Origin of the sequence: Micromonospora sp. WMMD735 (genome assembly GCF_049178995.1) — a bacterium.
GTDB classification, from domain to species: Bacteria; Actinomycetota; Actinomycetes; order Mycobacteriales; family Micromonosporaceae; genus Micromonospora; species Micromonospora wenchangensis.
In genome coordinates this window covers 5,179,346-5,193,898 of sequence record NZ_JBMHMJ010000002.1, presented here as the reverse complement: position 1 = coordinate 5,193,898, position 14,553 = coordinate 5,179,346, and the positions used below count along the sequence as shown (strand labels likewise).

The 14,553-nt window shown below is 72.1% G+C and carries 13 protein-coding genes and 1 tRNA gene; 7 read left to right on the top strand and 7 right to left on the bottom strand.

Annotation, left to right across the window (positions count from 1 at the left end; all coding sequences use genetic code 11):
- Nucleotides 1–137 precede the first annotated feature (137 nt).
- Genes ACN268_RS22495 through ACN268_RS22480 form a run of 4 tightly spaced genes read left to right on the top strand, consistent with a single transcriptional unit; the run spans nt 138 to nt 3,059 of the window.
- Complete coding sequence (locus ACN268_RS22495; protein WP_421484884.1) at nt 138–944, top strand: DUF881 domain-containing protein; 807 nt, start codon at nt 138–140, stop codon at nt 942–944.
- On the top strand, nt 941–2,122 hold the full coding sequence (locus ACN268_RS22490; protein WP_421484883.1) for a class E sortase: 1,182 nt from the start codon (nt 941–943) through the stop codon (nt 2,120–2,122). The genes ACN268_RS22495 and ACN268_RS22490 overlap by 4 nt, the downstream gene beginning before the upstream one ends.
- A gap of 2 nt (nt 2,123–2,124) precedes the next feature.
- The gene (locus tag ACN268_RS22485) at nt 2,125–2,403 is read left to right on the top strand and encodes a hypothetical protein (protein WP_421484882.1); all 279 of its coding nucleotides are present in this window, start codon (nt 2,125–2,127) and stop codon (nt 2,401–2,403) included.
- Nucleotides 2,404–2,408: 5 nt separating this feature from the next.
- Nucleotides 2,409–3,059, top strand: coding sequence for an aminodeoxychorismate/anthranilate synthase component II (locus ACN268_RS22480; RefSeq protein WP_421484881.1), 651 nt, complete (start codon nt 2,409–2,411; stop codon nt 3,057–3,059).
- A 33-nt stretch (nt 3,060–3,092) separates the two neighbouring features.
- Here ACN268_RS22480 and pknB read toward each other — a convergent pair whose 3' ends face one another.
- From pknB to ACN268_RS22445, 7 genes are read right to left on the bottom strand one after another with little or no spacing between them, the layout of a single operon-like run.
- Complete coding sequence (pknB, locus tag ACN268_RS22475; protein ID WP_421484880.1) at nt 3,093–4,898, bottom strand: Stk1 family PASTA domain-containing Ser/Thr kinase; 1,806 nt, start codon at nt 4,896–4,898, stop codon at nt 3,093–3,095.
- Entirely contained in the window at nt 4,895–6,373 is a 1,479-nt protein-coding gene (locus tag ACN268_RS22470) for a protein kinase domain-containing protein (protein ID WP_421486962.1), read from the bottom strand. Before ACN268_RS22470 ends, pknB begins: the two co-directional genes overlap by 4 nt.
- Before the next feature lies 1 nt (nt 6,374).
- Nucleotides 6,375–7,880 (bottom strand): peptidoglycan D,D-transpeptidase FtsI family protein, encoded by a 1,506-nt coding sequence (locus ACN268_RS22465; protein WP_421484879.1) that lies wholly within the window; start codon nt 7,878–7,880, stop codon nt 6,375–6,377.
- Nucleotides 7,877–9,367: an FtsW/RodA/SpoVE family cell cycle protein gene (locus ACN268_RS22460; RefSeq protein WP_421484878.1), complete on the bottom strand. Its 1,491-nt coding sequence runs from the start codon at nt 9,365–9,367 to the stop codon at nt 7,877–7,879. The genes ACN268_RS22465 and ACN268_RS22460 overlap by 4 nt, the downstream gene beginning before the upstream one ends.
- A gap of 29 nt (nt 9,368–9,396) precedes the next feature.
- Nucleotides 9,397–10,839: a PP2C family protein-serine/threonine phosphatase gene (locus ACN268_RS22455; protein WP_421484877.1), complete on the bottom strand. Its 1,443-nt coding sequence runs from the start codon at nt 10,837–10,839 to the stop codon at nt 9,397–9,399.
- Entirely contained in the window at nt 10,836–11,324 is a 489-nt protein-coding gene (locus tag ACN268_RS22450) for an FHA domain-containing protein FhaB/FipA (RefSeq protein ID WP_328341589.1), read from the bottom strand. The genes ACN268_RS22455 and ACN268_RS22450 overlap by 4 nt, the downstream gene beginning before the upstream one ends.
- 6 nt (nt 11,325–11,330) lie before the next feature.
- The gene (locus tag ACN268_RS22445; protein ID WP_088645731.1) at nt 11,331–12,125 is read right to left on the bottom strand and encodes an FhaA domain-containing protein; all 795 of its coding nucleotides are present in this window, start codon (nt 12,123–12,125) and stop codon (nt 11,331–11,333) included.
- A gap of 229 nt (nt 12,126–12,354) precedes the next feature.
- On the opposite strand from ACN268_RS22445, the gene ACN268_RS22440 reads away from it, so the two are divergent.
- The 3 genes from ACN268_RS22440 to ACN268_RS22430 all read left to right on the top strand — a co-directional run bounded on the left by ACN268_RS22440 (nt 12,355) and on the right by ACN268_RS22430 (nt 14,429).
- Nucleotides 12,355–12,440 (top strand) — tRNA-Leu (locus tag ACN268_RS22440).
- A gap of 64 nt (nt 12,441–12,504) precedes the next feature.
- The gene (locus ACN268_RS22435; protein ID WP_421484876.1) at nt 12,505–13,626 is read left to right on the top strand and encodes an NAD-dependent epimerase/dehydratase family protein; all 1,122 of its coding nucleotides are present in this window, start codon (nt 12,505–12,507) and stop codon (nt 13,624–13,626) included.
- Nucleotides 13,623–14,429: a WecB/TagA/CpsF family glycosyltransferase gene (locus ACN268_RS22430; protein WP_421484875.1), complete on the top strand. Its 807-nt coding sequence runs from the start codon at nt 13,623–13,625 to the stop codon at nt 14,427–14,429. The genes ACN268_RS22435 and ACN268_RS22430 overlap by 4 nt, the downstream gene beginning before the upstream one ends.
- Nucleotides 14,430–14,553 lie beyond the last annotated feature (124 nt).

Here is a 14,553-nt window from a genome sequence, read left to right as displayed (position 1 = left end):
TAGTCCGGAAGGCCGCTCCAGGCCATGAATGGGGTCGATCCGGTGCACGCGGTGACCGGATCGGGCGGGTCGACGCGACGCCGGTGACCGTCCCGGGTCGTGACGGGCGTCACCACACGACGGGAGAGGAACGCTCGGTGGAGTACACATCCGGTGCGGCGTCCTGGCAGAAGGCCATGCGCCGGGCGGTCGCCGCCTTCCTGCCACGACGCCCCCGGCAGCGCCGGCCGGGCTGGTCGATCGGCGTGCCGCTGATCGCCGCCGCGGCCGGGTTGCTCTTCACCACCACGGCGACCACCGCCGGCGGCACCGCCCTGCGCGAGGACCGCCGACCCCAGCTCACCCAGCTCATCGAGGACCGCCGCGAACAGGTGGCCGAAAGCGAACTGCGGGCCGCCCGGCTGCGCGCCGACGTGGAGGGCGAGACCGCGGCCCTGGCCGACACCGACGAACCGATCAAGGAGCAGCGCGACCGCGCCCGGGCGCTCCAGCAGGCGGCCGGCTTCACCGCGCTCGCCGGGCCCGGGGTGACCGTCGAACTGAACGACGCCCCCCGGCGCAGCGACGGCACCCTGCCCAAAGGCGCCACCAACGACGACCTGGTCGTCCACCAGGGCGACGTGCAGGCGGTGGTCAACGCGCTGTGGGCCGGAGGTGCGGAGGCCATGTCCATCATGAACGTCCGCGTGCTCTCCACCAGCGCGGTACGCTGCGTCGGTAACACCCTGCTGCTGCACGGCCGGGTGTACTCGCCACCATTCAAGATCGTAGCAATCGGCGATCCCGCTGCCCTCCAGCAGGCCCTCGCCGGCTCTCAGGGAGTCGGGTTGTTCAAGCAGGCGGTCGACCACTACCAGCTCGGTTACTCCGAGAACGTCGGCTCCGTCACCGTGCCCGCGTTCGAGGACTCGACGGCGCTGCGATCGGCGACGGTGCCGCGATGACCCGGCAGGGCGGGGACCAGCGCCACGGCGACCAGCACGACGGGCCGACCGCCTTCCTCCCCCCGGTCGACCGGTCCACGCCGCCCGCCACCGCCCGCCCGGCACCCGGCCACCCGCAGCCCGCCGGCCCCTGGCCCGCACCGGTGCTGCCCACCCGCCAGCCGCCGCCCGCCTGGCCGGGCCGGCCCGTCGGACCCACGCCCGCCGACCGGCAGCAGCCGCCCGGTCGCCCCGCCCCGCCCGCGCCCCCCGGTCAGCAGCCGGGCCGTACGGTCGACCCGGCGGCGACGGCGCTGCTCCCGGTGCTGCCGGCCCGGCCGACCGCTCCGGCGATGGACTCCACCGCCCTGATGGGTGCGGTGCCACCCGCGCCCGAGCCGAGCGGGTCCGACGACCCCGTCCCGCCCCCGCCCCCGCCCCGCCGGGGTGAACGGGTGGTGCAGCTACGCCCGGAGCAGACCGGGGAGGGCTACAAGAGCGTCTACTCGGAGCTGACCCGACCCACCTTCGCCTCCCGGCTGCGCACCGGCGTCCGGGTCAGCGGCGAGGTGCTGATCACCTTCGGCCTGGTGGTGCTCCTCTTCGCCGGGTACGAGATCTGGGGCAAGTCCGTCCTGGTCGACGCCCACCAGAGCAAGCTCAACGAGCAACTCGCCCAGGCGTGGGGCCCGACCGGCGATCCGACGGTCAGCCCGACCGGCCCGGCCAAGGCGGTCGCCCCGGCCGAGGGCAAGCCGATCGCCGGGCTCTACATCCCCAGCCTCGACAAGAACTGGGTCGTCGTCGAGGGCGTCAGCCAGGAGGACATCCGGTACGCCCCGGGCCACTACCCGAAGAGCGCGCTCCCCGGCGAGGTGGGCAACTTCTCCGTCGCCGGGCACCGCAACCGGGCCACCTTCTGGCGGCTGGACGAGCTGAAGTCCGGCGACGCGATCCTCCTGGAGGGCAAGCAGGACTGGTACGTCTACAAGGTGTACCAGTCCCGGATCGTCCGCCCCGACCAGGTCGAGGTGGTGGCCCCGGTGCCCGGCGAGCCGAACGCGAAAGCCACCCGCAAGCTGCTCACCCTCACCACCTGCAACCCGAAGTTCGACAACTACCAGCGGCTGATCATCCACGCCGAACTCGACCGTACGCAGCCCAAGTCGCAGGGCCCGCCGCCGGAGCTGGAGGGCTGACGATGTACTCCTGGATCTGGCGAAAGCTGCCCTTCGGGGTGCCCGGCAAGCTGGCCGGCTCGGTGCTGCTCGCCACCGCGACGGTGGCGCTGCTCTGGTTCGTGGTGTTCCCCTGGGCCGAGCCGCTGCTGCCCTTCGACGACGTGCAGGTCACCCAGGACTCCGGCAACCCGGGTGGTGACTCCGCGGTCGACCCGGACGCGCCGGCCGGTGACGGGCACGACCTGCCGTACGACACCGACCGGAACAACACCCCGCCCGCCCCCACTCCAAGCCGGTGAGCCCCATGCGCATCCTCGTGATCGACAACTACGACTCCTTCGTGTTCAACCTCGTGCAGTACCTCGGCCAACTCGGGGTGGAGTGCGAGGTCCGGCGCAACGACGAGATCGACGTCGCCGAGGTCGGCCGGGTCGGCGCGGCCGGCATCCTGCTCTCACCGGGGCCGGGCAGCCCGGACCGCGCCGGCATCTGCCTCGACGTCATCCACCGGTACGCCGGCGAGCTGCCGATCTTCGGCGTCTGCCTGGGGCACCAGGCGATCGGGGAGGCGTTCGGCGGCACCGTCACCCGGGCCCCAGAGCTGCTGCACGGCAAGACCTCCGAGGTGCGGCACCACTCGGTCGGGGTACTCGCCGGCCTGCCCGACCCGTTCACCGCCACCCGTTACCACTCGCTGGCGGTGCTGCCCGAGACACTGCCCGACGAGCTGGAGGTCACCGGCTGGACGGCCTCTGGCGTGGTGATGGCGATGCGGCACCGGACGCTGCCGATCGAGGGGGTGCAGTTCCACCCGGAGTCGGTGCTCACCGAGGGCGGCCACCTGATGCTGGCCAACTGGGTCGCCGCCTGCGGCCACCCGGAGGCCCTGGAGCGTGCGCCGGAGCTGGCCGCCGAGGTCGACGCCCGCCGCCGGGCCGCCTTCGCCACCCTCTGACGGAGGCGGGCCCGGCACGACGGGCGGTACGGCTCAGTCGTCGTCGCTGCGGAACGGTGGGGTGGGCAGCGGGAACCCGCCCCCCGTGCCGTCGCCGGGCGGCGTGGTGGTCGGCACCGGCGTGGTCGGTGCCGGCGGCGTCGGCGACTCGGTGGCCTCCGGCACGCTCACCACGATGGTGACCGTGCTCCCCTTCGTCTTCTTGGTGCCGGCCTTCGGGTTCTGGCTCTGCACCTTGCCGGCCTCGTCCGCCGGCACCTCCGAGCCGAGTTCGGGGTTGGCCCTGAAGCCGGCGTTCTCGATGGCCCGGATGGCTTCCGCCTGGCTGAGGTCCTTGACGTTCGGCACCTCCCGGACGTTGCCCCGGGAGACGGTCAGGGTCACCTTGGTGCCCTCCGGCACCTTCTCCCCCTCGGGCGGGGACACGTCGAGGACGATGTCCTCGTTCTCCTCGCTGTCCTTGTCCACGACGGTGACGACGAACTTCGCGTCCTTCAGGCGAGCCTGCGCGCTGTCGACCTTGCTGCCCTTGAGGCCGTTGGGGATGCTGACCTCGGGCTTGCCGCCGCAGAGGCTCACCGTCACCTGGCCGTTCTCCTCCAGCGCGGTGCCGGCCGGCGGGTCCTGCCTGACCACCGTGCCCACCTTGCAGGTGCTGTCGAAGACCTGGTCGCCGGTCGCCGGCACCAGGCCGGAATTGCGGATCTCGGCGAACGCGACGTCCTGCGTCTTGCCGGCCAGGTTGGGCACCGGGCTCTTCTTCGGCTCCTGGCCGTTCATCAGCAGCGCCGCGACCAGGGCGATCACCGCCAGCACGCCGACCGCCGCGAACGCCGCGATCACCCACGCCGAACTCTTGCGCCGCTGCGGGTCGCCGACCCGGGCCGGGATCTGCCGGGTCTGCTGGCCGACCACCTGGGTCGGGTAGCCGCTCGCCGCCGCGGCCATCGGGGTCGTCTCGTCCTGGCTCAGGACGGGGGTGGCCATCACCGGCCGGCCGGCGGCGGCGCGGAGCAGGTCGGCCCGCATCTCGCCGGCGCTCTGGTAGCGGTTGAGCGGGTTCTTCGACAGCGCCTTGAGCACGATCGCGTCGATCGCCGGGGTGACGTCCGGGTTGATGTCGCTCGGCGTCGGCGGGGCTTCCCGCACGTGCTGGTACGCCACGCTGACCGGGCTGTCGCCGACGAACGGCGGGTGGCCGCAGACCAGCTCGAACAGCACGCAGCCGGCGGCGTACACGTCGGAGCGGGCGTCGACGGCCTCGCCGCGCGCCTGCTCGGGGGAGAGGTACTGGGCCGTGCCGATCACCGCGCTGGTCTGCGTCATCGTGGTGGCACCGCTCGCCAGCGCGCGGGCGATGCCGAAGTCCATCACCTTGACCTGGCCGGTCTGGGTCAGCATGACGTTGCCGGGCTTGATATCCCGGTGGATGATCCCGTGCCGGTGGCTGAACTCCAGGGCCGCGCACATGTCGGCGCAGATCTCCAGCGCCCGGCGCGGCTGGAGCCGCCCCTCGACGCCGAGGACCTCCTTGAGGGTCCGCCCGTTCACGAACTCCATCACGATGAACGGCAGGGTCTCCCCGGTCGGGGCGGTCTCCTCGCCGGTGTCGTAGACGGCGACGATCGCCGGGTGGTTCAGCGAGGCCGCGTTCTGCGCCTCCCGGCGGAAGCGCATCTGGAAGGTGGCGTCCCGGGCCAGGTCGGTCCGGAGCATCTTGATCGCGACGTCCCGACCGAGCCGGAGGTCCCGACCGCGGTGCACCTCGGCCATGCCGCCGTAACCGAGCAGCTCGCCGACCTGGTACCTGCCACCGAGCAGGCGGGCCTGGGCTGTCATCGCGTTCGTCGTCCTTCGCTCGTCGTCGTCTCGCCGGCACCCGGTCCGAGCCGTACCACCCGACGGTACGACGTTCCGGCCGGATCGTCGCGTCCGAGGGCACTCAGCGCGCCGGACGTCGTACCCGGCGCACCGGGGTCGGTGGCCAGGTTGCCCTGCCGGCTCGCGTACGCGAGCACACCCGAGCAGACCAGCACCAGCACCGCCAGCAGGATCGCCAGGGTCACCATGCCGGACCGGGAACGGGCAGGTGGGGCGGGCGGCGGGAGGGGCTGTCGGGCGTACACGGGCCGGTCGGCACGCAGCTGGGCGGGCGGGACGGAGGCCGCCCCCCGGGGCTGCTGCGGATAGGGCCGGGTCATCGGGGTGGCCTGGACCGGCGGACGCTGCGGGGTCACCGGCGGCGGCTGCGGGTGCCGGGCCGCGACCGGCGGCCTGGCCTGTCCCCCCATCGGCGGTCGGGCCTGCCCGCCCATCGGGGGCCGCGCCTGCCCGCTGACCGCCGGCCGGTGCGGGTGGACCGGCGCGCCGGGCTGCTGCCGGGGTACGGCGGGCACCTGGGCGCGGGCCATCGGGCCGGCCGGGGACGCCGGGGCCCCGGAGACCGGGCCACCGGAGACCGGGCCGGGGTGGCCGCCACCGGCGCGGGCCTGCTGGGAGAGGGCCTGCTTGGCCTGCCGGGCGACGGAGGCCAGGGCGGCGGCGCTGGGCCAGCGGTGGCCCGGCTCCTTGGCCATCGCCCGCTCCACGATCGCCTTGACCTGCGGCGGGATGTCCCCGGGCAGTGGCCGGGGAGTGTCCCGCACGTGCTTCATCGCGATTTCGAGCGGGTTGTCACCCTCGAAGGGTCGCCGGCCGGCCAGGCACTGGTAGGCCACCACACCGAGGGCGTAGACGTCGGAGGCGGGCGTGGCGACCGCGCCGGTGGCCTGCTCGGGGGAGATGTACGAGGCGGTGCCGAGCACCGACCCGGCGGCGGTGAGCTGGCCGACCAGCTCGGACCGGGCGATGCCGAAGTCGGTCAGCACCAGTGTGCCGTTGGGCCGGACGAGCAGGTTGCCCGGCTTGACGTCGCGGTGCACGATGCCCTTCTCGTGGGCGGCGTGCAGGGCGTCGGCGGCCTGGGCGAGCAGGGCCATCGTCCGAGCCGGGGTGAGCCGGCCGACCCGGTTGAGGGTCGCCGACAGGGCGTCGCCCTCGACGTACTCCATCACCAGGAAGGCGATCTCCTGGTCGCTGCCGAAGTCGTAGACGTCGACCACGCCGGGGTGGTTGATGGTGGCCATGGTGCGCGCCTCGCCGCGGAACCGTTCGGCGAAGCCGGGCTCGTCGAGCAGCGCCGGGAGCAGGCTCTTGACCGCGACCGTACGGCCCAGCACCTGGTCGGTGCCGCGCCACACGTCGCCCATGCCGCCGCTGGCGATCCGCTCGTCGAGACGGTAGCGGTTGCCGAGCTGCACCCCGGGGCTGAGCATGTCAGCGGCCCCCCGCATCGGCGATGGCCGCCTGCATGATCTTGCCACCGATCCGGGCCGCCTCGGCGCTGCCGCCGCTGCCGGCCTGCTCCAGCTCCACGCAGACCGCCGACACGGCGTTGCCGTTCTTGTCCAGGGCGAAGCCGATGAACCAGCCGTGGTCGGGGCGGTCCGGCGCGGACTGGGCGGTGCCGGTCTTGCCGCCGACGGTGTAGCCGTCGATGGCCGCGGAGCTGCCGGTGCCGTTCTTGACCACGCTGACCATCATGTCCCGCAGGTCGTCGGCGACCTGACCGCTGACCGGCTGGCGCAGCTCGCGGGGCTGGGCGTTGTAGTAGCTGGTGGTGCGGTCCGGCCCGAGGAGCTGCTTGACCAGGTACGGGCGCATCTGCCGGCCCTTGTTGGCGACCGAACCGGCGATCAGCGCCCCCTGCAACGGGGTCATCCGGACGTTGTTCTGGCCGATCGAGGACTGCGCCAGCGCAGCCGGGTCGGTGCCGCCGTCGGGGTTCTGCATGTCGCCGGTCCGGCTGGCCGCCACCGGCAGGCCGCCCTCGCCGAGCTGCCCGACGGTGAGGTCGTCCTGCTCGAAGCCGAACTGCCGGGCCTTCTCCTTGACCGTGTCCGCGCCGAGCCGGACGCCGAGCTGGGCGAAGCCGGTGTTGCACGACTCGGTGACCGCGTCGATCAGGGTGACCTGCGCCTCCGGGCAGATCGACGGGGCGGCGTTGCGGATCTCGGTGCCCGAGGTCGGCGGGGTCCAGCTCGGCCCGGCCGGGATCTCGGTGTCCTTGCCGACCCCGTTCTCCAGCGCGGCGGCGGCGATCACGATCTTGAAGGTGGAGCCGGGCGGCAGGGTCTCCGACAGCGCCCGGTTCTTCAGCGGGCCCTCCGGGTCCTGCTCGTACTTGTTGTAGGCCGCCGAGGCCACGTTGGTGTCGTGGTCGACCAGCGGGTTCGGGTCGAAGCTGGGCATCGAGACCAGCGCCTGCACCGCACCGGTACGCGGGTCGATGGCGATCGCCGCGCCCTTCTTCACCCCGTTGCGGTTGTTGCGCAACTGCTCGTAGGCGGTGTCCTGGGCGCGCTTGGAGATGCTCAGCAGCACGTTGCCGCCGCCACTCTCGTCGCCGGTGAACATGTCCTTGATCCGGTTGCCGAGCAGGGCGTCGCTGGTGCCGGCGAGGAAGTCGTTCTCCAGCCGCTCGATGCCGGTGTCGGCCAGGTTGACCGGTTTGTAGCCGAGCACGTGCGCGTACTTCGTCCCCGCCGGGTAGCTGCGCTGGAACCGCAGCTTGCCGCCGGTCTCCTTGCTGGTGGCCACGGCGGTGCCGCCGGCCTCGATGTTGCCCCGCCGACGCTCGTACTCGGCCACCTGGACCCGGCCGTTGTAGTCGCTGTTGCGGTATTCGTCCGCCTTGTAGGCCTGGATCCAGTTGAGGTTGGCGAAGAGCAGCCCGAACAGGACCATGACGACGACGCCGACGCGGCGCAGGGGCGCGTTCACGGGCGGATCACCTCCGTGGGAGCACCGTGCAGCTGTTCCGGCGGCCCGCCACCGGGTCGGCCAGCCGGGCCGCCGCCCTGGGCCACCGGCCGCCGGGCGGCGTCGGAGATGCGCAGCAGCACCGCGATGAGCAGCCAGTTCGCCATCAACGACGAACCACCGGCGGACAGGAACGGGGTGGTCTGACCGGTCAGCGGGATGAGCTTGCTGATCCCGCCGACGATCACGAAGACCTGCAGGCCCAGGGTGAAGGCGAGACCACCGGCGACCAGCTTGCCGAACGAGTCCCGCACCGCCAGCCCGGCCCGCAGCCCGCGCTCGACGATGAGCAGGTAGACCACCAGCAGGGCGGTCAACCCGAACAGGCCGATCTCCTCACCGATGCCGGCGAAGATGAAGTCGTTCTGCACCTCGGGGATCTCCAGCGGCTCCCCGGCGCCCGGCCCGGAGCCGAACAGGCCGCCGCTGCCCAGGCCGAGCAGGCCCTGCACCAGTTGGTAGCCCCGGTCGTACGGTTCGGCGAAGGGGTCGAGCCAGATCTCGGCGCGGGTGTAGAAGTTGGCGAACGGGCCACCCACCGTGCCGCCCAGCACGTAGGCGAGGTAGGCGCCGCCGAAGAACAGGACCAGACCGATCAGCAGCCAACTGACCCGTTCGGTGGCGATGTAGAGGGTCACCACGAACATGCCGAAGTAGAGCAGCGAGGTGCCGAGGTCCTTCTCGAAGACCAGGACCAGCAGGCTGATCATCCACACCCCGAGCACCGGCCCGAGATCCCGGCCGCGCGGGAAGTCGATGCCGAGGATGCGGCGGCTGGCCAGCGACAGCACCTCACGCTTGCGGACCAGGTAGTAGGCGAAGAAGACCAGCAGCGCCAGCTTGGCGAACTCACCGGGCTGGATGCTGAACCCACCCACCCTGATCCACAGCTTCGCGCCGTTGATCTCGGAGAACCGGCCGGGCAGCACCGCCGGGATCATCACCAGCACGATGCCGGCCAGCCCCAGCGTGTACGCGTACCGGGAGACCGCCCGGTGGTCGCGCATCAGCACCAGCAGGCCGGCGGCGAGAATCACCGCGGCCAGCGTCCAGGCGAGCTGCCGCCCGCCGGTGCCGGCGAAGATGGCCAGCGTCTCCCGGTCGGCCGGGGCGGCCTTGCCGAGGTCGAGCCGGCGCAGGAAGCCCACCCCGATGCCGTTGAGCAGGGCGACCGCCGGCAGCAGGGCCGGATCGGCGAACGGCGCCAGCCACCGGATCACCAGGTGCATGCCGAAGAAGACCAGCCCGAGCGCGGCGGCCGGCATCCAGAAGTCGCGGGTGACGGTGTCGAGCAGGTTCGCCTCGACGATCGCCCCGTACGCGGCCACCAGCACCATCGCCAGCACCAGCAGGGACAGTTCGGCGTTACGCCGGGACCGCGCCAGACGTACGCCGGGCCGCTCGCCCGTCGTGACGGGCGAGACTACCGGCTGGGCCGCTGCGGTCAAGGAGGTGTCCCTCGGTTCTCAGCCGACGGTCACTCGGGCGACCGGCAGCCCGCCGGGTCTCCGGCCGGCGGAACCGCGTCGGAGGCCGAGGCGTCGGGTGTGGTGGGCGGCGTGGGGGTGCCGGTGGCGCCCGGGAGCCTGGTGGCGCTCGGGAGCCCGGTCACGCCGGGGCTGGGTGAGCCCGGGACTGCCGGTGCCGACGAGTTCGCCGGCACGGGTGAGCCGGTGACCAGCGGTGGCACCGGCGGGCAGACCGGCTTCAGGTTCGGATTGGTCGGGTCGTCGCTGGTCAGCTCGGCCAGCCTGCGCAGCGCGTCCGGTCGACTCTTGGCCTGGATGCCCTGCTTGACCTGCTCCTGGGCGGCCAGGGTGAGGTCGTCGAGCTTGGCCTGGCTGGTCGAGTGCACGCTGGACAGGTCGAGGCCGGCCACCTGGCCGGGAACCCCACGGAACACCGCGAGCTGACCGCTGTCCGTCGCCCCGACGTAGTACTGCCGCTGGGTGTAGCTCCAGCCGGCGAAGAGGCCGCCACCGAGGATGACCAGCAGGGCCGTCAGCATCGCCGCGGTACGCAGCGGCCGGCGCGGGCGCTCCGGGTCGTCGTCCCGGCTGGCCGCCGGTTCCTCCGGGGCGGGCGGGCGCGGCGCGGACAGCGCCGACGCGCGGGCGGCCGGGGTCGAGTCGTCGGCGGCGGTGGCCATCCCCCGGTCCCGGGCCGCGGCCCCGCCGACGATCGGGCTCGCCTCGACGATGTCCTGGTCGGTGGCGTCCGCGATGATCACGGTGATGTTGTCCGGGCCGCCGCCGCGCAGGGCGAGCTGCACCAGCCGCTCGACGCACTGCTGCGGGTCGGTGTACTCGCGGAGGCTGTCGCCGATGGTCTCCGCGCTGACCACGCCGGAGAGGCCGTCGCTGCAGATCAGGTAGCGGTCCCCGGGCAGCACCTGCCGGACGCTGTACTCCGGGTCGATGTCCCGGCCGTCGAGGGCGCGGGTGAGCAGCGAGCGCTGGGGGTGGCTGCTCGCCTCCTCCGCGCTGATCCGTCCCTCGTCGACGAGCATCTGGACGTAGGTGTCGTCCTTGGTGATCTGGGAGAACTCGCCGTTGCGCAGGAGGTAGGCCCGCGAGTCACCGATGTGGACCATGCCGAGCTTGCTGCCCGAGAAGAGGGTCGCGGTGAGCGTGGTGCCCATCCCCTCCAGCTGCGGGTTGGCGTCCACCGTGTCGCGGAGCTGCTGGTTGGCGGTGCCCACGGCCGATCGCAGCGCGTCGACGAGCGCGTCCCCCGGGACGTCCTCGTCGAGCGGCGCCATGGCACCGATGACGATGTTGCTGGCGACGTCACCGGCGGCCATGCCGCCCATGCCGTCGGCGACGGCGAGGAGCCGCGGCCCGGCGTAGACGGAGTCCTGGTTTCCGTCTCGGATCAGACCGCGGTCGCTGTGGGCCGCATAGCGCAGGGTCAGAGTCATGGCCGTAATTCGAGAGAGGTGCGGCCGATACGGATCGGCACGCCGAGGGGGACGGGGGTTGGTCCGGTGACCTTAGCGCGATCGAGGTACGTGCCGTTAGTCGAACCGAGATCCTCGACGAACCACTGCCCGTCCCGGGGCACCAGCCGGGCGTGCCGGGCGGAGGCGTAGTCATCGGTGATGACGAGGGTGGAGTCCTCGGCCCGGCCGATGGTGATCTGCGCTTCGCCGAGGGTGATCCGGGTGCCGGCGAGCTGGCCGGCGGTGACCACCAGTTGGTGGGCCGCCCGACCCCGCTTCACCTTCGCCGGCTTCGCCGTCTGCTGCTGGGTGGAGGCCCCGACCGCGCGCGGCGCGGCCACCAGCCGCCCCGACCTGGCGCCCGCGAAGAGATCCCGACGGATGACACCGACCACCGTGAACACGAAGATCCACAGCAGGATGAGGAACCCGAACCGGGCGACGGTGATGACGAGTTCCGGCAAGGCGGGTCAGCCGTCCACGCGGAAGGTCAGCGTCGTGGTGCCGAGCTGGATCATGTCGCCCGGGTTCAGGGCGACGGCCGAGACGCGCTGGCCGTTGACCATGGTCCCGTTGGTCGACCCGAGGTCGGTCAGCACGACCTGGCCGCCGTCGAAGTCCAGCCGGGCGTGCCGCCGGGAGATCCCGACGTCGGGCAGGCGCAGGTTGGCCTGGTCGCCCCGACCGATCACGGTCGAGCCCATCTGCAACGGATAGGTACGGCCGTCACCCGAGACGAGCCGGACGTTGCGCGCGCCGCCGCCGTGGCCGGGCGGCGGGCCGTAGCCGCCCCCCTGGTCGTACGACGGGTAGGCCGGCGGGCCGGGGTCGTAGCCGCCCGGGGAGGAGACCGGAGCGACCTCGCCACCGGTGTAGACCTCGGCGGTGACCCGGAACATGCCGGTGTCCAGCCCCTCGCCCCGCTCGACCTCGACGATCACGTCGCCGTAGACCGTCCACGCCTGCTCGCCGATGAACTCGGCCTGTGACTGGGCCAGCTCCTGGGCCAGCGCGGCGGCGTACGGCGCCAACCGGCTGTGGTCGTACGGGGAGAGATCGATCACGTAGCGGTTCGGCACCAGGGTGCGGCCACCAGCGAGGATGGCCTTGTGCGCCTCGGCCTCCCGCTGCATGGCGTTGAGGATCTCCACGGGGTGGACCACCCCTTTGAAGACCTTGGCGAAGGCCCCTTCTACCAGGCCTTCCAGACGCTTCTCGAAGCGTTGCAGCACGCTCACCGGCTCCTCCTCGGGTCCCGAGGACATGATGGTATCTGGACGGCGCGCATGCAGCTCGCGCGCCGCTCGGCCACCGCGCGGCGGCCCGTTCGGAGCGGCCGTCCGGACCGTGCTACTCTTTCGTCCGCCACGAAGGGTGACCGCTCGTAGGAACGGTAACCGGTCGGGGCGAGACCGCAGGACCGGGTAGGATGTTCCGGGCCCGCCGGAGACGGCGGGTTCGACACGAACTACCGAGGTTCAAGGGTCGTGCCACGGGGATGTGGCGGAATGGCAGACGCGCACGGTTCAGGTCCGTGTGTCCGAAAGGACGTGGGGGTTCAACTCCCCCCATCCCCACCACCAGACGAGGGCTCCGCAGACGCGGGGCCCTCACTTCGTATCGGGGCGTACCGGACGTCAGGCTATGCTCCGATGGTTTTTTCCAGCCTCCTACCTTGACCAGGAGTGTCGTGTGAGTGTCGCGTTGGTGACCGGGTCGGGCGGTCTGATCGGTTCCGAGGCGGTCCGGCACTTCGCCGGGCTCGGCCTGGACGTGGTCGGCATCGACAACGACATGCGGCAGGAGTTCTTCGGCGCCGAGGCCTCGACCGCGTGGAACGTCCGGCGGCTGACCGACGAGCTGGGGTCGGCGTACGCGCACCACAGCATCGACATCCGCGACCGGGACAGCCTCGGCAAGCTCTTCGCCAGGTACGGCCGGGACATCGCCGTGGTGATCCACACCGCCGCCCAGCCCTCGCACGACTGGGCGGTACGGGACCCGTTCACCGACTTCGACGTCAACGCCGGTGGCACCCTCAACGTCCTGCAGAACGTGCGGGAGCACTGCATCGAGGCGCCGGTGATCCACTGCTCGACGAACAAGGTCTACGGCGACCGCCCCAACAGCCTGCCGCTGGTGGAGCAGGAGACCCGGTGGGAGATCGAGCCGGGCCACCCGTACGAGCAGGGCATCCGCGAGGACATGTCGATCGACGCCTGCCTGCACTCGGTCTTCGGGGCCTCCAAGGTCGCCGCCGACGTGATGGTGCAGGAGTACGGCCGCTACTTCGACATGCGGACGGCCTGCTTCCGGGGCGGCACGCTGACCGGCCCGGCGCACTCGGCGACCGAGCTGCACGGTTTCCTCGGGTACGTGATGCGGGCCAACATGGAGCGCCGCACCTACAAGATCTTCGGATACCGGGGCAAGCAGGTGCGCGACGCCATCCACAGCTCGGACGTGGTGACGGCGTTCGAGGCGTTCTTCCGGGAACCGCGCTCGGCGGCGGTCTACAACCTGGGCGGCGGCCGGCACTCCAACACCTCCAACCGGGAGGCGTTCGCCCTGGCCGAGGAGATCACCGGTCAGGAGATGATCACCGAGTACGTCGACGCGAACCGGATCGGCGACCACAAGTGGTGGATCGGCTCGAACGAGGCGTTCCAGGCCGACTACCCGGGCTGGAAGCAGGTCTACGACGTACCCATGATCATGCGGGAGATCTACCAGGCCAACGTCGACAAGTGGGTGCCGGGGGCATGACCGCACAGGGCAAGCGCAACGTCCTCGGCGTCCTGGTCGACGCCACCGACTACGCCTCGGCGACCGAGCAGGTGGTCGCGGCGGCCCGGGAACGCCGGCCGCTGGCGCTGACCGCGCTGGCCGTGCACGGGGTGATGACCGGGGTGCTCGACCCGGCGCACAACGCCCGGCTCAACTCCTTCGACGTGGTCACCCCGGATGGCCAGCCGGTGCGCTGGGCGCTCAACCTGCTGCACCACGCCGGGCTGACCGACCGGGTCTACGGCCCGACGCTGACCCTGCACGTGCTGCGCCGCTTCGCCGACGAGGGCCTTCCGGTCTACCTGTACGGCTCGACCGAGGAGACGCTGGCGAAGCTCCTCCCGGCGCTGGAGCGGATGTTCCCGGCCCTGAAGATCGCCGGGGTGGAGCCGTCGAAGTTCCGCGCGGTGCAGCCCGGCGAGGACGTCGAGATCGCCGACCGGATCCGGGCCAGTGGCGCCCGGCTCGTGCTGGTCGGCCTGGGCTGCCCCCGCCAGGAGGTCTTCACGTACGCGATGCGGCCCCTGCTGGACATGCCGCTGATGGCCGTCGGCGCGGCCTTCGACTACCACGCCGGCCTGCTCCGGCAGCCGCCGCCGTGGATGCAGCGGGCCGGCCTGGAGTGGTTCTGGCGGCTCGGCCTGGAGCCGAAGCGGCTCTGGCGGCGGTACGTCATCCTCAACCCGGCCTACCTGACCCGCCTCGCCGGCCAGAAGACCGGACTGTGGAAGGCCCGTCCGCCGGCCCCGGCCACCGAACGGCCGGCCACCTTCGCGGTCTGATCCGTCCACGACGGACGACCGGCCGGTACGACGACCCGGTCGGTTCCGTGCCGCTGGGCCGACCGGCCGGGACACGGCCACCCCTACGGGATGCTCCGGGGTGGGAACAGGGGCTCGTCCCGGA